The sequence below is a fragment of the Rhodococcus wratislaviensis genome (genome assembly GCF_900455735.1).
GTDB classification, from domain to species: Bacteria; Actinomycetota; Actinomycetes; order Mycobacteriales; family Mycobacteriaceae; genus Rhodococcus_F; species Rhodococcus_F wratislaviensis.
In genome coordinates this window covers 573175-591011 of the sequence record NZ_UAUI01000001.1, presented here as the reverse complement: position 1 = coordinate 591011, position 17837 = coordinate 573175, and the positions used below count along the sequence as shown (strand labels likewise).

Sequence of the window (17837 nt, the reverse complement as noted above, 5' to 3'; positions counted from 1 at the left end):
CACGGCGTCACTGCCGACGTTTGACTGTAATTCAAGCTCGTGTTCGATCGCCCGACGGTGTTCTGGGAGGTTGACGTATGCGCGGCACAGGGTTAGCGGGTCCGGGGCATCGACGCGGAGCAACCCCCCACCGCAGGACCATCTCGATACTGACGCTGGTTGGAGTGTGCCTTCTCGCCCTGTCGGCCACCCAGACAGCCAGCGGCGAACCGGCCGCAGACACCGTCGACACCGGGTTCGCGATCCCCTTCGCCGGGGCACCCGGCTACGAGCGCCTGGCACCGACCCAGGTGACCGGCCCGGATCAGCTCAACCAGCCCCTCGGTCAGCAAGCGGCGGACGAGATTGCCGGCCAGGTGGGGCTCAACAGGGCAGACGCGTTATCCGAGGAGCAGTATCGCGACCTCGTCGCCGGCGGCGGGGTCGGCGGCAGCCGAGAAGCTGCCGAGGTGATCGATGCATGCGCCCGTATCCTCACCAATACGAACGGCCGTCCCCTCTATTCCCACGTCGACGGCCACCCCACACCGTCGGTTCTGGCCAGCTACGGGCTCTACGTGAACACCAGCGGACTCCTGGAGAGTCCGGCCAACGCGGATGCGCCGACGAGGCAGGTGAACTCCTTGATCGCTCCCGGCGGTTTTGTCGGCACATGGTTGAGGAACAACGGTGCGACACACACCCTGATAGCGCTCTACCGGTCGGCGTACACGGTGCAAGCGGTGTATGGCTTCGCAGCGCAACAGATTTCGGGCGCAGCACAACTGGTGACCAACACCAGGGAGGGGGTCAGTTCGGAGGTCGGCATGTCGATGGCGCCGCCGCTCTGGATTGTGAACTTCGCCCTGCTCTACATTTTGAACCCCTCGCTGGCGGCCGCGATGCCTGCCCACTGGGCCCCCATTCCGTCGGCGGTCGCCGACGCAATACGGTCGAGCGCCACCGGCCAGGTTCCATTCAGCGACTATGCGCCCTACTTTCAGTGATTGGATGCCGGGGCCCGGCGAGGTCTCGTCCGATGGAATGAGCGGCGGCGAGGTGCGGGAGCCCCAGTCGGCACGCAGCGAGAAACATCGACCCATCTGGGCGAACGACTGCCCGTCCCTGGGAACCGGCTTGGAGGCAGGTAGCGCGTCCGGCGGAGGAAGGGTGCTTGCAGCGATGCTTCACCCAGTGACTGGTGGACCCTGGTGGCGCATCCCTGTGGTTCCAGAACTGACGGGCGGTACTGCGCGATGCGCATGTGCGAGCGCGGCTTGTCGCTGTTCGGGGGTTGCTTGCGTAGTCCGTCTGTGATGTCCGGGTGCTCCCGGGTCCGGTGTGTCGTATGTGGATGCAAGGATGGGCGGTATGAGTTCGTTCGGAAGGCGACGCCCGCTTCGGCGGGCGAGGGACGCGGTGCAGCAACCACCGCCCCGGTCCGTCCTCATTCGGGGGTAGCGGGCCGGGGCGCATGAGCGCTGAAAGGCACCGCCTTGTCCCGTACCGATGCGCATTCACCTGTTTGGGTTCGTCTTCGCCGTGGCGAACTCTCCGTTGAACCGCGGCACGCCGACAGCCACGAGGTCTGCGACCTCCCTGACCGGTTTCAGGGTGATCGGGCCTGGTTGCCCGCGACGAACTGCTTCTGGACGTTCGCGTACACGGGCACGGGGATCTGCTCGTGCTCGCTCTGCTACGACGGCGAGGGGCGTTCTCGTGACCTCCGTCGTGAGCGTCGCCGTACCGCTCGTCGCCTCGAGGAGGGGCGTCGCCGGTGGGATGCCCACGACACTACGGCTTTCGATGACATTGTTGTCCCGCATCGCAGGCGGGATTGGTGGAAGTGATCACCAGGCGCAGCCCGGGCGAGTGTTGGTCGATGACGCGCAGCGATTTCGAGTTCGTGATCGACGCGAGCTCGGCCGGTGCGGGCACGAGTGGCCACCGGCTCATCCATGATCGGCAGCGCAGCGGCGGACTCGCCCCGGGTGGCGTTGCTGCGCAATCCGATGTCGATGATTTCGCCGGGGCGCTGGCGTCGTCTGGATCGAAGTCAACCGCAGGCGCAAACATGCGGACATCGAGGCGGAGGCCATGAAATCGCCTGCAGGTGGACGCCATTCGGGGGTGCTGCAGAGGAGGAGATCCTTGTGAACTTCCGAATGACGAAGACCCGGTTCCGGTACCGACTGGGTGCGGCGACGCTGCTGCGCGAGCGAATGATGAGCTGTCGCGCGGCACGCAGGACCCCGTGGCCGCGATCTGATTCGCGGGCCGGCCACTGGATAGGAGATCCAGATCGCCGACATCCGCGCAACTCGCTGCGCGAGTGCAAAATTGACCACGTCGGACACCTCGAACCGTCCGCAGGCATAGCTTCGTAACCCCACTCGGACTCGACACCGAGATCGTCTACCAGGCTGTCGGGCGGCCAAGGTGGTACTGACGATCCCTGGGTAGTTGTCGGCGACACGCATAACGTGGTGCTATGGAACTTGGACTGCACATCGCCGACTTCACCTTTCCGGACGGCCCGTCGACCCTCGCGCACGACTTGTCTCGCATTGCCGTCACCGCCGAGGACGTGGGTTTCCGCAAGATCAGCGTCATGGATCATCTCTGGCAGATCGAACCGGTGGGACCGATCGACACCGAGATGCTCGAGGCCTACACCACTCTCGGTTACCTCGCTGCCGTCACGAAGAAGGTGGACTTGCTGGCCTGGGTCACCGCCGCTGTCTACCGCGAGCCAGGCCTTCTCGCCAAGGCGGTGACCACGCTCGACGTCCTGTCCAAGGGACGTGCGTACCTGGGAATCGGCGCAGCCTGGAACGAGGATGAAAGTGTGGGACTCGGGCTCCACTTTCCGCCCACGGCCGAACGCTTCGAACGACTGGAGGAAACACTGCAGATCTGCCTCCAGATGTGGAGCGACAACGACGGACCGTTCGAGGGAACGCACTACCAACTCGGCCGCACGTTGAACGTGCCGCAGCCGCTGCGGCGCCCACACCCGCCTATCCTGATCGGCGGTGGGGGTGAGAAGAAGACGCTTCGGCTGGTCGCGCAGTACGCGCAGGCCTGCAACCTGTTCGGTGGACCCGAGGTCGCGCACAAGCTGGAGGTGTTGAAGAGCCACTGCGACGCTCTCGGAACCGACTACGACGCCATCGAAAAGACCGTGATGTTCCCACTCGACCCGGGTGCGGACGGACAGAACGTGGACCACCTTCTGGGGCAGCTCGAGGACTTGGCGAAGCTGGAGATCACCCACGTTCACGGATGGGTACCGCAAGTCGCGTCGATCACGCCCCTCGAGGTCTTGGGCGAGCGCGTCGTTCCGGTGATCGCGGATTGGTGATCCCTCCGACGTCCGGATCGCCGGATCCGGTCGTCCGCGGTAGCCCGCCAGGCCTCGGTGGAGTGAATGGTGGCGACGCTTCGGCGAGGCCGGTGGTGGACGGACTCTGGACGTTGAGGCGCGCAGCCTGGTCCCGGTGAACGCGACCGATGCGCACTTGACCGCGGAGTGTTCGCATGGTGAACCGAATGGTCGAAGTGAATCAAAATCGGGCGCTTGAATATGCTCTGATGATGTCGCACCTAACCTGGATTCGACGCGAGACCGATAGCCTCACGAGGAGCCTATCGACCTCGGAACGAACTGACGCGGGAGAACAACCATGAGCGCCGATAAGCATCCAACCATCATCTACACGCTGACCGACGAGGCGCCGTTACTCGCGACCTACGCCTTCCTGCCGATCGTCCGCACCTTCGCCGGTGCCGCGGGCATCGAGGTCGAGTCCAGCGACATCTCGGTACCGGCGCGGATCCTGGCCGAGTTCCCCGACCGCCTCACCGAAGAGCAGCGCGTCGCGGACAACTTGGCCGAGCTGGGTCGGTTGACGCAACTGCCCGAGACCAACATCATCAAGCTGCCGAACATCAGCGCGTCTGTGCCGCAGCTCCTGGCCGCCATCAAGGAACTGCAGGGCAAGGGCTACCAGATTCCGGACTTTCCGGAATCACCCAAGACCGACGAGGAACGCGATATCCGGCAGCGCTACGGCAGGATCCTCGGCAGTGCTGTCAACCCGGTCCTGCGTGAGGGCAACTCCGACCGCCGCGCACCCCGGGCGGTTAAGGAGTACGTTCGCAAGCACCCGCACAGCATGGGTGAGTGGTCGATGGCCTCGCGCAGCCACGTCGCGCACATGCGGCACGGCGACTTCTACCACGGCGAGAAGTCGATGACACTGGACCGGCAGCGCACGGTCCGGATGGAGTTGGTGACCGACGGCGGCGAGACGATCGTCCTCAAGGAGGGGCTGACCCTCGGCGAGGGCGACATCATGGACAGCATGTTCATGAGCAAGAAGGCCTTGCTCGACTTCTACGAGGAGCAGATGGAGGATGCGCGCAAGACGGGCGTGATGTTCTCCCTCCACGTCAAGGCGACGATGATGAAGGTGTCGCACCCCATCGTCTTCGGCCACGCGGTCAAGACCTTCTACAAGGACGCCTTCGCCAAGCACCAGAAGCTGTTCGACGAACTCGGCGTCAACGTCAACAACGGCCTCGTCGACCTCTACGACAAGATCGAGACACTGCCGAGCACGCAGCGCGAGGAGATTATTCAGGACCTGCACGACTGCCATGAGCACCGTCCCGAGTTGGCCATGGTCGACTCCGCCCGCGGCATCTCGAACTTCCATTCGCCCAGCGACGTCATAGTGGACGCCTCGATGCCCGCGATGATCCGCTCGGGCGGCATGATGTACGGCGCCGACGGGCGACTCAAGGACGCCAAGGCGGTGATGCCGGAATCCACCTTCGCGCGCATCTACCAGGAGATCATCAACTTCTGTAAAACCAACGGCGCGTTCGACCCGACGACCATGGGCACTGTCCCCAACGTCGGGCTCATGGCGCAGAAGGCTGAGGAGTACGGCTCGCACGACAAGACCTTCGAGATTCCGGAGGACGGCGACGCCAACTTCGTGGATGTCGAGACCGGTGAGGTGCTGCTCACCCAGCACGTCGAGGCTGGTGACATCTGGCGTATGTGCACCGTCAAGGACGCGCCGATCCGCGACTGGGTCAAGCTCGCGGTCACCCGGGCACGCAACTCCGGCATGCCGGTGCTGTTCTGGCTCGACCCGTACCGCCCGCACGAGAACGAGCTGATCAAGAAGGTCGAGCTGTACCTGCAGGATCATGACACCGAGGGCCTCGACATCCAGATCATGTCGCAGGTGCGCTCGATGCGCTACACGCTGGAGCGGCTGATCCGCGGCATGGACACCATCGCCGCGACCGGCAACATCCTGCGCGACTACCTCACCGACCTGTTCCCGATCCTGGAACTCGGCACCAGCGCCAAGATGCTGTCGATCGTGCCGCTGATGGCCGGCGGTGGCATGTACGAGACGGGCGCCGGTGGGTCGGCGCCCAAGCACGTCAAGCAGCTGGTGGAGGAGAATCACCTGCGATGGGATTCGCTTGGTGAGTTCCTGGCATTGGCCGTCAGCCTGGAAGATCTCGGCATCAAGACCGGCAACGAGCACGCCAAGATCCTGGCCAAGACGCTCGACGCGGCGACCGGCAAGCTGCTCGACGAGAACAAGAACCCGTCGCGCAAGACCGGCGAGCTCGACAACCGGGGCAGCCAGTTCTACCTCGCGTTGTACTGGGCACAGGAACTCGCCGCGCAGACCGAGGACAAGGAACTTGCGGAACGTTTCGCCACGCTTGCCGAGGCGTTGACCCAGAACGAGGAGACCATCGTGCGGGAGCTCATCGAGGTGCAGGGCTCGCCGGTTGACATCGGCGGCTACTACCAGCCGGACAGCGAGAAGGCCGACGCCGTGATGAGGCCGAGCAAGACTTTGAACACCACGCTGGCGGCCGCGCAACAGTGAGCCCGAACCACTGAACCTCCGGTTCGTGAACTGTGCCCGGGTCGAACACTGGTGCGGGGGAGGGACCTGGCCCTTGTTGGTCAGGTCCGCCCCTCCAGCGACCCTGTGACCGCCAGGTCGTCGAGCAGCCCCAAAAAGGCCCGGGCACAGGGGAGGTCGGCAGTGGCCCTCGCCACGGTGGGCCAGTCGACCTGCCCGCACAATGCGCGGGCGACCGGCAGCATCGGCACGAAATCACACCGATGAGAACCGAGATGACGGAGTTTGTCGATCATCAGATCGGTTCCACAGAGGACCGGTGCCCAGAGCTGCCCGATCCGCATCGTCTCGGCCCGCTCGAGGAGTCCCTCCCCGGGGCCGGTGGTACAGGCCGGATACAGCAGTGCGACCCGGAGATCACCGCCGACGAGCTCCCGTGACCCGAGCCGGGAGGGAATGATGGACCGGATCCCACCCGCAGCCAACGCGGCCCTTGCGCCGGTCAGGTGTTGGCCCGAGGCGATGATGGTCACCTGGTGCTCGGGTGGCGGGCCGCCGCGGGCGTACACGGCGCAGTCCCCGCCGACCGCGAACGGCACGTCGCCGGCCGAGAGGATGTTCACCGCCCGCCCCAGCGTCCGCATCACCTGGGCTTCGCGGTCCGCGACTATCCGGACGGTGGGGTAATCCTCCGCCCGCGGGGAACGATGGCGCAGCACGTGTTCGGTGGTCATGACCGGTGGGTACCCGGCATTGCGGACCTCAACCGTCCGATGGGTGATCTGGTTCCGCGGGGTGCGGCCACGGGCGGTTGATCGGGGTGCTCGGGTGTGTTGTGGTGGTCGGGGTCCGTTGCCGCGACGAACGGTCCAGCTGCGTCAATATCTCATTGGCTCTGCGCAATTCGGAGACGTCCTCGCGGCTCTGAAATCGGAACGGGTCGCGGAGGCACGAATGGGCCACTCGGTGCGGGTTTTCCTGGAGACTGATCAGTGATGACTGATCAGCTGCATGCCGACCTCGTAGAACGACTGGGCCGGGCTGTCGCCCGTGCCGCCATGGATGGTGACGAGTGAAACATCAGTCCCGTCAGGGTTGTCGCCGGTTCGTCGCGCATACACTGGGGCGATGACCGTTTCGTCAGCGCCGGTGGCTCCGTTCGGGCGCGTTCTTACCGCGATGGCTACGGCGTTCACCGTGGATGGCGAGATCGATGAGGAGGCGACTGCCCGGATCGCCATACATCTAGTCGATCATGGACACGACGGACTTGTCGTCTCGGGAACGACCGGTGAGGCGGCGACGACCACCACCTCCGAGGATGGTCGGATTCTGCGAGTGGTCAAGGATGCGGTGGGCGACCGCGCGAAGATCGTTGCCGGGGTGGGAACGAACGACACACGGCACACGCTGGAATTGGCGAGGCAGGCTGTCACGCACGGTGCCGACGGGCTGCTGCTGGTGACGCCGTACTACAACAAGCCGAGCCAGGGCGGTGTACTGCAGCACTTCCGGTACGTAGTGGATGCAGTCGATGCTCCTGTCATGGTCTACGACATTCCCGGCCGGGCCGGTACCAAGCTGGCACCGTCGACATTCGAGGCGATGGCGGATTGGCCGTCCGTGGTCGCAGTGAAGGATGCCGCTGGAGACCCCACTCAGGCGATCATGCTGCGCGAATTGGGCTTTGCGGTCTACTCGGGAGACGACAGCCTCACTCTGGGTTTCTTGGCGTATGGGGCGTGCGGAGTTGTCTCTGTTCTCGGTCACGTGGCAGGTGACGAGATCCGCACGATGATTGACGCATTCTTCGCGGGAGACGTCCACACCGCACGGGAAATCAATGCCCGTCTTCAGCCGGCCTTGCGTGCGGTCATGGGTGTCCCCAATTACGGCGCGACGACCGTAAAGGGGGCGCTGCAACTGCTCGGTGTGCTGCAGAACAGAACCGTGAGGTCCCCACTGCTTGCCCTCGACGACGGCGAGTACGAGGCACTACGGACGGGGCTGTTCGCTTCGGGGTTGCTGCACTGACAGGACTGAGCATCCCTCAGAGCCGCGACACCGACGTTTCCACCACCGACCTGGTCGACGGGTGCCGAACGAGTGCGCGACTACGCGAAGGCGCCGCCGTCCTTGGCGACGGACCCGCGGAGTGCATCACGTCTCGGTGTCGATCGTTAGCTGGTCGGAGCCGCGATTGGTGGTGATCGGCTGTCTGAGGAGTGTGCGTTGCTTCTCGGGCGCGATCTTGCGGAAGTCGTTGAGGTAGATCTCGTGATGCTTGCCGGACAACCGCAGTCCGTTGCTGGGGATGAACTCGTCATGCATTTGTGCAAGCACGACTGCTTCGCCGTCGAAGGAACCGGTGTGCAGTGTCTGCACACACCGCCCTTCGCTCAGCGCCTCGAGTCGGACGTCGTCGAGACGTGCCGGGCGGGTCTTGGCACCGGCCTTTTCGACAGCGGTGGTGAACATGGCCTCGTCGACCCAGTTCGGGGTCATGATCATCATTGTCCAGTCCCATCGCGACTTGTCCCGCACCGCGGTGAAGGAGTCCATGTCCTCGGCCCACCACAAGCCCTCCAGCGGAGGGACGACGTAGTCGCGGCCGAGGTCACGCTTGCTTGCGAACTTCAGCTTGTACGCGAGGGGGTAGAGCGCTTCGACGGCGTCGCTGAACGCCGGTGAGGTGTTGGGGTCGCCGTGACCGTCGATCATCAGGTATTGCATGTCGGGCACGTCGACGATCCGGAACTCGCCTCGGGGAGCATGGTAGGCATCGAGGGTTTTCTTGAAGTCGGGCTTGTCCGTCATAGGGCACCTGGACTCGCGTAGCGAGCCGCCACCTTTCTGCCTCCGAGAGGCCCGATAGATATGAGAACACCTCACGCGCCGGTTCCGGCGTCTTTGGTCTGGGTACCTCGCCGTCGTAGCGGACGAACAGCGGCATCGTCGGCAGATGTGGCGTTGTCTCGGGTGGCGTCTCAGCCACGGGTCAGGTCCTGCAAGCCCACCACGCGTAGCAGTTCGAGCCGCTCGTGGGATTCGCTGCCCGGGCGTGCGGTGTAGACGACCAGGCGCTGATCGTGCTCGGGGCTGAGGAGTACCTCGCAGTCCAGCTCCAGTGGGCCGACGGCTGGATGCAAGAAGCGCTTGGTGTCGGCGCGGCGTACGGCGACGTGGTGGGTGTCCCACAGGGCGGAGAATTCTTCACTCCTGGCGCGGAGTTCGCTGACGAGTTTCGCCAGCCGTGCGTCGTCCGGGCGCCGGGCGAGCGTGGCGCGCAAGTCCGCTACTGCCGTCCGGGCGGCGTTGTCGTGTTCTTCGACGGGGAAGAGCTCGCGCGCGGACGGGTCCGTGAAAAAGCGCCACACGACGTTGCGCTCCGCTGGGGGGCGGGCCGATGCGTCACCGGTGAGCGCTTTGGCCATGGCGTTCTGCGCAAGGATGTCGCCGCGATCGCTGACCACCTGAGCAGGGATGTCGACCAGACGGTCGAGGACGAGGAGGAGGCCGGGGCGAACGTGTTCGGTGGCAGGCCGGTCTCGCGAGGGCTCTTCACCGGCCAGATGGAAGAGGTGGTCGCGTTCATCGCTGGTCAGCCTCAGCGCACGGGCGACGGCAGCGAGCATCTGGCGAGACGGGTGTGAGCCCCTGGCCTGCTCCAGCCGCGTGTAGTGGTCGGCGGACATCCCTGCAAGCTGCGCCACCTCTTCGCGGCGCAAACCCGGGGTGCGGCGCCGAGTGCCCTGAGGCAGTCCCACGACGGCGGGCGTGAGTCGGGTCCGGCAGTGGCGAAGGAAATCGGCCAGCTCGGTTCTGTCCACGCCACCATCATGGCCCCGGGCAGCGGACGCAGCCAGGGACGGCGGGTCCCCGGATAGAGACGTCCTTCCGCCGTCATCCACATAGCCGCACTCTGGAAGCCAGAACCTCGAACCCGGCGAGTGCTGGCGCAGACCCGCCAGGGTGATCACCCAGAGCGCCGCCCAGGAACCGAATCACCCCACCAGGAAGGTGTGGACACATGCAGTACCGCACGCTCGGCCGAACAGGGATCAAGGTCAGCCCCTACGCGCTCGGCACCTTGATGTTCGCCACGTCCATCGGCAACCCCGACCCCGACGACTCGGCCCGCATCATCCATAAGGCCCTGGACGCGGGGATCAATTTCATCGATACCGCCGATGCGTACGGAGACTCGGAAGAGATCGTGGGCCGGGCACTCGAGGGGCGTCGTGACAACGTCGTCCTCACGACCAAGGTGAGCCGCCCCATGGGGGACGACCCCAACCAGCAGGGCGCCTCGCGGCGCTGGATCGTGACCGCGGTCGAGAACTCGCTGCGCCGCCTGCAGACCGACCGCATCGACCTGTACCAGATCCAGCGACCGGACCCGACCACTGACATCGAGGAAACCCTGTCGGCGCTCACCGACCTGATCCGCAGCGGCAAGGTCCGTGCGATCGGAACGTCCACGATGCCCGCGTCCGACATCGTCGAGGCGCAGTGGGTCGCTGAGCGGCGTGGCCTGGAACGGTTCCGCACCGAGCAACCGCCCTACTCGCTGCTCAACCGGGCAATCGAACGCGAGGTGCTACCTGTCACACAGCGCTACGGAATGGGCACGCTGGTCTGGGGGCCCTTCGCGCAGGGGCTGCTCACCGGCCGCGTCCGCAAGGGGCAGCACAACGACCTGCGCCGTGCGAAAATCTTCACACACCTCGGCGACGCCCATCGCCTCGACGTCGTCGAGCAGCTCATCCCGCTCGCACAAGACGCGGGAATGCCGATGACACACCTCGCGATGGCGTTCACGATCGCTCACCCGGGGGTCACCAGCGCGATCATCGGGCCGCGCACGATGAGTCACCTCGACGACCTTCTCGCCGGCATCGATGTCGCGCTCACCGATGACATCCTCGACCGGATCGACGAGATCGTCCCGCCCGGCACAGACGTCGGCACGCTCGACCAGGCGTACGTGCCCCCCGCCATCCAGACCCCGAGTCTGCGTCGTCGACCCGTCGCTGAACGGAGCGCCGCCTGACCGCGTCGACCTCCACCCTCCGCAACGGCGCCGACGGAATCCCGGCTACGTCGGCTCCGCCGGTGTCGCGCGACCTCACATTGTTGGCCGGTCCAGCGGCCGTGGCAACGGCTCGAGTGCCCCGGTGTCCCGTAGCCGGCCGTATACGTGAACCACCGTGTCGATGTCGCCCGGCGCTGCGATGTGCAGCAGCACGCCGCTGCCCGGCATATCCTGGCGAACCGCCTCCAGGCCGTCGGGTACCAGGACTGCGCGGGCCGCGCACAGAAAGCCGAACCGGCCGACGACCGGATCGCCGACGGTGAATCCGGCGTCGTCTTCGAGGGCATCGAGAATGGCGTCGTCGCTGACGTCGCCGAAGTCCGGTTCCCACACCGACGCAAGCATCGCGAGCAGTCCAGATTCGGGTACGACCGCACCCTCGGGTGCGTCGACCGCCAAAACCAGTGACTGCAGCAGAAACTGCGGGGCGCCACCGGCCACGCCGGAGAGTTCGACCGCCCATCCGACCTCCCCGGAACATACCAACCGCAACCCGGTCCCCGTCAGGTCCGACCACGCTTCCGCCCCCTGAGTGACCAGAAGAATCGCCGTCAGCTCGTCCGGCGTACAGGCGGTGTCCGGTCCCGACGCGTGAACCTGCCGCCACTCGCCTCGCACCGGCGACACAGCCCTCGGCAGCAGCTCCGTGACTTGCTCCAACGTCTGCCGCCACCGTCCCGCCAGCGTGTCGACCGGCTCCGGCCTCGGCCCCCAGAAGGCCCGTACGACGCGTCGCATTCGAATACGTCCTCCCTCGCGATCCCCCGTGGTCATCCGCGCGTCCTGTGATCACGGACTGCCGAGTTGACGAGCTTACCTTCGAGCACCGTCCGTTCGCGCTCGTTGCCACCTCGGTGACAGTCCGCCGCGAGGTGCGTTCGTTGGAGCGCCGCACGATGAGTTTCTCGGACGCGGGAATTCTCAACCTTTGCATCTGTCGTCAAGAGTGCGGGAGAACGAGTGAAACAGCTACTGAGAGTCCAGAACTTCAACGTCTCGAGTGACGGTATCGGTGCCGGTGACCAACAGAGCCTCGAGAGTCCGTTCGGCCTCGACACTCCGGTGTTCGTCATGACCCACCACAAGCGTCCCTCCTTCACCCTCTCCGACACCACGTTCCACTTCGTCGGCGGTGACCCGGGTGCCGTCCTCGAGCAGGCGCGTGAGGCCGCTCAGGGCAAGGACGTCCGACTCGACGCCGACCTCGTCGACACCATGCACGTGGCGGTCTCACCGGTGAAACTCGGATCCGGACTGCAACTTTGGCAGTCGCCCGACGAGCTACTCGACCGATTCCACCTCGACGTCGTACCCAGTCCGAGCGGCGCAAACCATCACCTGTTCTGGCGAAAGTGACCCGCGGGAGTCAGAGGATGCGCCGGCTCGTCCACGACGAACAACCCTTGGCCGACCTCGACCCCTTAGGGTTCGTCGACTGGTGCCTGCCCGGCCTGGTTCGCGTTTTGCCTCGACGACGATCAGTGGGAGCTGCGTCTGATCGTCGTGGACTGCCTGCAGTTGGTGAGGCTGACAGCGGGGGCCGCGGCGCGATCACCCGAGGCCTCGAGTTGCCGGCCAGGGGGCTCGAACTCGTGTCGTCAGGGTTCGCAGTTCAACCGATCCGCGGCCGACCCGAACATGATCGCCGCGACTTCTCCTCACTACCCCGAATTCACCACAGCGCGATGGTCAGCCGGACCCCGGTCGCGCGCTCAGTCGATGATGTCGACGACGCCCGTTGGCTCGCCCAGCGCCTCTACCGTTCGTTCGGCAGCTCGGTCGATGTGAACCCGCGGCGCCTCAGGTTGTTTCTGCTCGTTGTAGGTGCCGGGCCCGTAGAACTGTCCATAGCGCAATACAACGCCACCCTCGGCGAGAACGGAACGCTCCAATTCTGCGACCGCCTGAGCGTCGGGCCCATCAGGCAATTGCCAGGCGACGCTTTGGGCCAGGATCTTCGGCGACCCGCTCCGCCGCGCGGCCTCGATCAGATTCTGGGTTCCCTCGGTTCGGATGCGAGCGTTCAGATCTGCGTGTTCACTGATCTGGGCCGCATCATCCGGCAGATCGGTCAGCTCGTTCAGCATGACGTCCGGCCTGAAGTCACGAACCGCCTGGATGACAGCCTCCCGGTCGAAGACATCACAAAGAACCGGTTCGGCACCGAGGTGGCTCAATAGCTCCGTTTTGCTGGGCGAGCGCGTCATGCCGCCGACTACGTGCCCCGCCAGAATCAACCGGGGAATCAGCCGTTGCCCAATCACGCCGGATGCGCCGGCAAGAAATATCTTCATGATTACTCCTGACTATACGAAACTGTAGTTAGAACTGAACCGCCGCCGCCAACCGCGGCACGATGTCATACGGGTACCTGCCCTTTCGGAAGCGCGGGCCTCTGTGCAGGCCGGAACACGATAGACAGCCGACCACAGCGGCCTTTAAGGGACGCAATGGCTCTGAGGAGAAATGCCGGGACAGATACTCCACTGGAACGGGTTGAACCTGGGACGTTCTGTTGGACCTCCCCGCTCGTGACCGAATGGGTTGGGGCCGACGCGGGGAGGGCCGATGGGGTTGTGAGGATGGTGAGGGAACGAGTTGTCGATCGACGACTGGTGGACCAATGCCAGATTGTCCAGAGCGTCTGCCGGATGTGCCGACGCGGCGCCGGCGCCGAACCCTCCGATGACAGTGACGGCCGCAACCGCGATCAGTGCACCACGAGCAAGATTCTTCATGTCAAACCCTTTTCTGAGTTGTTCCCGGCATCTGATGCCGAGAATGGAACGGGGCGAACGCGGATCGGTACGTCCCAGCTTGTGAGGTCAGTGGATGCGATGGATGAAGGACGTCCCGCACGAGGTCGGCGATCGCTTGACGATGCGTCTCCAACGCGAAATGGCTTGTGGCGAGCAGACGGATCTCCGCACCGGGAAGGGTCCCTGAACAGCTGCAGCTGAAGCACTCGGCGATTGCGGCAGGTCGGGGACGAAAGCAGTGGGGATCGTCACGAGCGCACGGCGTGTGCGGAACCGCCGGTTGAGTGCGTGGTCGACCGACGCCCCGAGAACCGCTCCCAGGACCGGTGCGACCAGATAAATCCATAGATCGGTCGTGCGCCCAGAGAGTGCAGCAGGACCGAACTGGCGGGCGGGGTTGATCGATCCCCCGCTGCGGGGACCGAGGAATGCGATGACCAGCCCGACTGACAGTCCGATGACGTACGGCAGCAGGCGTGCACAACCGGGACGGGTCAGGAAGAACCCGACGACAACGATCAGGACCATCATCGAGCCCATCTCGGCGAGAAAGACGGACGCGGGCTGCCAGGTGGACGCGGCCCTGATTGCGGCGTAGTCGACAGGAGGGAACGAGACCGCACGCCCCCACACCAGGCGCGCGAGCCCCGTCCCCACCGCTGAACCCGCAAGTTGGGCGAGTATGTAGGGCGGAACACTTTGACCAGGGAAGGCGTTCATGAGCCACAAGGCAATGGTCACGGCGGGATTCATGTGCCCGCCAGCGCGTTTGCCGGGTGGGCTGAACATCAGACTGGTGAGGATGATCCCGCTGACAACCCCGATGATGGCAAGTGCGACGTCCAGGTCGGCGATGTAGAGGGCGGAGCCCGGATCACGCAACCACCGGACGACAGTCACTGCGAGGAACAGCAGGACTACGGTGAGCGCGAACTCGTCGGCGGCACGCGCCAGTGGCTGCCGGCGTGGAAGAGCCGAAGCGGTACTCACCATGTTCTCCTAGTGTCGGTGTGCCGAAAGGGGATTCCGGACGTATCCGGGCAGCAGGTCCTGGTTGTTTTCGGACACTGTCCCGCCCGGATACCGGGATTCGGACGCGAGGCCCCTCCGCGAGTTCGCCGGTAGCCCTGTCGCGTTCGCTCGCTCGGTGAATCAGGAGTCCGGCGTGTAGTGACCGGGGACCAATCGGGTGGATACGCCGAAACGGTTCCACGTGTTGATCGTCGCGATCGCAACGATGAGTCGGGCCAGTTCGGTCTCGTCGAACTCGCTCGCGGCCTTCGCGTACACCTCGTCCGGGACGAATCCGTCCGTGAGTACGGTGATCGCCTCGGTCAGTTCGATCGCCGCGATCTCCTTCGCCGTGTAGAAGTGCCGCGACTCCGTCCATGCGTTGAGCTGGATGATGCGCTCCGCCGATTCGCCGGCGGCCAGCGCGTCCTTGCTGTGCATGTCCAGGCAGAAGGCGCAGTGGTTGATCTGGGACGCGCGGATCTTGACCAGGTTGAGCAACGTCGGTTCGACGCCCTGCCTCGCGGCCGTGTCGAGACGGATCATCGCTTTGTATGCCTCGGGTGCGAGCTTTGCCCAGTCCAGGCGGGGTGCGTGCTCGGGGAGAAATTCCGTGCTTTCGTGTACTTCGTTCATCGTCATGCCAGCAACGCTACGTCCCGAGTGGCACTGGAGTAGGGTCCATTTCTATGCCAGATCTTCATACCAATTCTGCGGGTTCGTCACCTTCCGGGGGCGGTGCCGACCTGCATGTGGAACTGAACGGACCCAAGCTGCGCGCCGGCCTCACGGACGCGCTGCGAGAGGCCGTGCGCACGGGGCGTCTGGCGCCTGGCACCCGGCTGCCGGCGTCCCGCTCGCTCGCCGCCGATCTTGGTATCTCACGCAATACCGTGACCGAGTCCTACGCGGAACTGGTCGCCGAGGGCTGGCTCAGTGCGCAGCAGGGTTCCGGGACATGGGTGGCCAGGCGGGCCGAGCCGCGCGCGGCCGCGCCCGCAGCTGCCCGTGTGAGGCCGACTCGGCGCCGTCCCATGTATGGACTTCTGCCGGGTTCGCCGGACCTCACGGACTTTCCGCGCATGCAGTGGCTCTCCGCGGCCCGCCGCGCTCTGACCGCGGCGCCGCACGAAGCGTTCGGCTATGGCGATGCCCTCGGCCGGATCGAGCTGCGCACCGCCCTGGCGGACTATCTGGCGCGGGCCCGTGGGGTGTACGCCGAGCCGGAGCGGGTCGTCATCTGTTCCGGTTTCCACCATGGTCTGACGCTGATGGCGCAGGCACTCAGGGCGCGGCGGGTGCAGGCGGTGGCCGTCGAGTCGTACGGCCTCGACCTCTATCGAGACCTGCTGACCGGTGCAGGACTGCGTACCCCGCCCCTCTATGTCGACGAACATGGTGTGCGCACCGACGATTTGGTGCGATTGCGAGGGGTCGGCGCGGTTTTGATGACTCCGGCGCATCAGTATCCGACGGGGGTCGCGCTGAGCCCGGACCGGCGCACGGCGGCCATCGACTGGGCGCGTACCACCGGCGGGCTGATCTTGGAGGACGACTACGACGGGGAGTTCCGATACGACCGTCAGCCGGTGGGTGCTCTGCAGGGCCTCGACCGCGAGCGGGTGGTGTATTTCGGTTCTGTGAGCAAGTCGCTGGCGCCGGGGCTGCGGCTCGGCTGGATGGTGCTACCAGAGGAACTCATCCCGGAGATCGTGACGGCCAAGGCAAACGGTGACTATATGTCGAGTGCGCTCGAGCAGCTGACGCTTGCGGAGTTCATCGCATCGGGCGCGTATGACCGTCATGTGCGCTCGATGCGGCTACGTTACCGGCGCCGCCGTGACCAACTGGTCGCGGCCCTGGCACAGAGGGCCCCCGGCATCCGCGTGACGGGCATGGCCGCGGGGCTGCAAGCGGTCCTCGAACTCCCTCGCGGGACCGAGCGCACCGTCGTGGAGGCGGCGGCCCGGCAAGGCCTGGCGGTCAGCGGGATCGCGCAGTTCCGCTACGAAATGGCGGACACCGAGTGGCAGTTACCCGAGCGCGACGGGTTGGTGGTCAACTACGCGGCACCCTCGGACAGTGCGTGGGGAGGCGCGCTGGACGCACTGTGCAGAGTGATGCCCTAGGCCAGGGCTGCCGTAGCCTTGATGCGGCTCGCGCAGTCTGTTCGCGCCCCAGGCACCAATGTTCCGATCCACGCCGAGTAGGGGCCGGCGCAGTTCGATCGAAGTCTTCGTTGTTCGGTGACGGCCTCGACATGTTGGTCGAAGCGTCGTGCGATCGTGTTCGGTTCGGAATGGTCACCTCACCGCATCCCGACGGACGCCTCCAGGTGCGCGAGTGCGCCGGCGCCCTCGCTTGCGAGGAAGACCAGCTCCGCTAGGGGTACCGGCAAGAAACCTTCCTCCTCCATCCGCCGGAGCTGGAGTATCAACCCGTCGTAGAAGCCCACCGTGTTCAGCAGCGTCACCGGCTTGTCGAGCAGTCCGTGTTTCCGCAACTCCAGGATTTCTGTCGCCTCGTCCAGCGTGCCCAGGCCGCCGGCCATCACCACCACCGCATCCGATCGGGCGAGCAGCAGCGCCTTGCGTTCGGCGAGATCGTTGGCGATCACCATTTCGTCGGCGTCCTTCCTGGCAAAGTCCCGGAGAAAGTCGACCGAGACCCCGACGAGCCGGCCTCCTGACTCGCGTACTCCGTCGGCGACCACCTTCATCAGCCCGGTGTCGGATCCGCCCCATACCAGGGTATGGCCGCCCTTTCCGATGAGTTCTGCGAACTCGCGGGCCGGCCGGGTATAGCGCTCGTCGAGGTCGGCGGAGGAGAGGAAGACGCAAATGTTCATGGTTGAACTATAAGACTCTGATAGAAGTGCGGCGATGCTCGATGCTGAAGCGTAAGGGGGACAACTGCGAACGGACCCTCACCGTGGCGACTGGGCGCCATCACGGTCGAGCATGTGCGTGTGGCCCGCCAGTGTTCATTCCGATCAGGCTTGTGCAAGCAGGTCGCCGCAGCCCCTTTCTGATGTCGGTGCGGTTGAATAGTGTTGCGCAGCAGTCGGGGTCGGTACGTACGCGTTTG

The 17837-nt window shown here is 65.2% G+C and carries 15 protein-coding genes; 7 read left to right on the top strand and 8 right to left on the bottom strand.

Annotation, left to right across the window (positions count from 1 at the left end):
• Nucleotides 1–77 precede the first annotated feature (77 nt).
• The 3 genes from DTA22_RS02730 (at nucleotide 78) to DTA22_RS02715 (ending at nucleotide 5906) form a co-directional block, all read left to right on the top strand.
• The gene (locus DTA22_RS02730; protein ID WP_037231713.1) at nucleotides 78–986 is read left to right on the top strand and encodes a hypothetical protein; all 909 of its coding nucleotides are present in this window, start codon (nucleotides 78–80) and stop codon (nucleotides 984–986) included.
• Between the two features lie 1484 nt (nucleotides 987–2470).
• A complete protein-coding gene (locus DTA22_RS02720; protein WP_112298424.1) occupies nucleotides 2471–3343 on the top strand; it encodes an LLM class F420-dependent oxidoreductase in 873 nt (290 codons plus the stop codon).
• Between the two features lie 322 nt (nucleotides 3344–3665).
• Nucleotides 3666–5906, top strand: a complete 2241-nt coding sequence (locus tag DTA22_RS02715) for an NADP-dependent isocitrate dehydrogenase (RefSeq protein WP_037231715.1) — start codon at nucleotides 3666–3668, stop codon at nucleotides 5904–5906.
• A gap of 80 nt (nucleotides 5907–5986) precedes the next feature.
• Here the strand turns inward: DTA22_RS02715 and DTA22_RS02710 are convergent, their stop codons facing one another.
• On the bottom strand, nucleotides 5987–6619 hold the full coding sequence (locus tag DTA22_RS02710; RefSeq protein WP_112298423.1) for a hypothetical protein: 633 nt from the start codon (nucleotides 6617–6619) through the stop codon (nucleotides 5987–5989).
• Between the two features lie 394 nt (nucleotides 6620–7013).
• Between DTA22_RS02710 and dapA the strand changes: the two genes are divergently transcribed.
• Nucleotides 7014–7919: a 4-hydroxy-tetrahydrodipicolinate synthase gene (gene dapA / locus DTA22_RS02705; protein ID WP_112298422.1), complete on the top strand. Its 906-nt coding sequence runs from the start codon at nucleotides 7014–7016 to the stop codon at nucleotides 7917–7919.
• A gap of 126 nt (nucleotides 7920–8045) precedes the next feature.
• On the opposite strand, the gene DTA22_RS02700 is transcribed toward dapA, so the two are convergent.
• Complete coding sequence (locus tag DTA22_RS02700) at nucleotides 8046–8702, bottom strand: GyrI-like domain-containing protein (RefSeq protein ID WP_112298421.1); 657 nt, start codon at nucleotides 8700–8702, stop codon at nucleotides 8046–8048.
• A 170-nt stretch (nucleotides 8703–8872) separates the two neighbouring features.
• A complete protein-coding gene (locus DTA22_RS02690; RefSeq protein WP_112298420.1) occupies nucleotides 8873–9715 on the bottom strand; it encodes a helix-turn-helix transcriptional regulator in 843 nt (280 codons plus the stop codon).
• A gap of 200 nt (nucleotides 9716–9915) precedes the next feature.
• Between DTA22_RS02690 and DTA22_RS02685 the strand changes: the two genes are divergently transcribed.
• Nucleotides 9916–10938 carry an aldo/keto reductase gene (locus DTA22_RS02685; RefSeq protein ID WP_112298419.1) on the top strand — a complete coding sequence of 341 codons (1023 nt, stop codon included), beginning with the start codon at nucleotides 9916–9918 and terminating at the stop codon, nucleotides 10936–10938.
• 75 nt (nucleotides 10939–11013) lie between these two features.
• On the opposite strand, the gene DTA22_RS02680 is transcribed toward DTA22_RS02685, so the two are convergent.
• A complete protein-coding gene (locus DTA22_RS02680) occupies nucleotides 11014–11718 on the bottom strand; it encodes a hypothetical protein (RefSeq protein ID WP_112298418.1) in 705 nt (234 codons plus the stop codon).
• 222 nt (nucleotides 11719–11940) lie between these two features.
• Between DTA22_RS02680 and DTA22_RS02675 the strand changes: the two genes are divergently transcribed.
• Entirely contained in the window at nucleotides 11941–12336 is a 396-nt protein-coding gene (locus DTA22_RS02675) for a hypothetical protein (protein WP_112298417.1), read from the top strand.
• A gap of 356 nt (nucleotides 12337–12692) precedes the next feature.
• Here the strand turns inward: DTA22_RS02675 and DTA22_RS02670 are convergent, their stop codons facing one another.
• The 3 genes from DTA22_RS02670 to DTA22_RS02660 all read right to left on the bottom strand — a co-directional run bounded on the left by DTA22_RS02670 (nucleotide 12693) and on the right by DTA22_RS02660 (nucleotide 15392).
• A complete protein-coding gene (locus DTA22_RS02670) occupies nucleotides 12693–13274 on the bottom strand; it encodes an NAD-dependent epimerase/dehydratase family protein (RefSeq protein WP_112298416.1) in 582 nt (193 codons plus the stop codon).
• A 531-nt stretch (nucleotides 13275–13805) separates the two neighbouring features.
• Nucleotides 13806–14729 (bottom strand): MIP/aquaporin family protein, encoded by a 924-nt coding sequence (locus DTA22_RS02665; protein ID WP_218027696.1) that lies wholly within the window; start codon nucleotides 14727–14729, stop codon nucleotides 13806–13808.
• Nucleotides 14730–14891: 162 nt separating this feature from the next.
• Complete coding sequence (locus DTA22_RS02660) at nucleotides 14892–15392, bottom strand: carboxymuconolactone decarboxylase family protein (protein ID WP_112298415.1); 501 nt, start codon at nucleotides 15390–15392, stop codon at nucleotides 14892–14894.
• A gap of 47 nt (nucleotides 15393–15439) precedes the next feature.
• Here DTA22_RS02660 and pdxR point away from each other — a divergent pair, with 47 nt between their 5' ends.
• Complete coding sequence (gene pdxR / locus DTA22_RS02655; RefSeq protein WP_112298414.1) at nucleotides 15440–16879, top strand: MocR-like pyridoxine biosynthesis transcription factor PdxR; 1440 nt, start codon at nucleotides 15440–15442, stop codon at nucleotides 16877–16879.
• 179 nt (nucleotides 16880–17058) lie between these two features.
• Here the strand turns inward: pdxR and DTA22_RS02650 are convergent, their stop codons facing one another.
• Nucleotides 17059–17598, bottom strand: a complete 540-nt coding sequence (locus DTA22_RS02650) for an LOG family protein (protein WP_037231725.1) — start codon at nucleotides 17596–17598, stop codon at nucleotides 17059–17061.
• Nucleotides 17599–17837 lie beyond the last annotated feature (239 nt).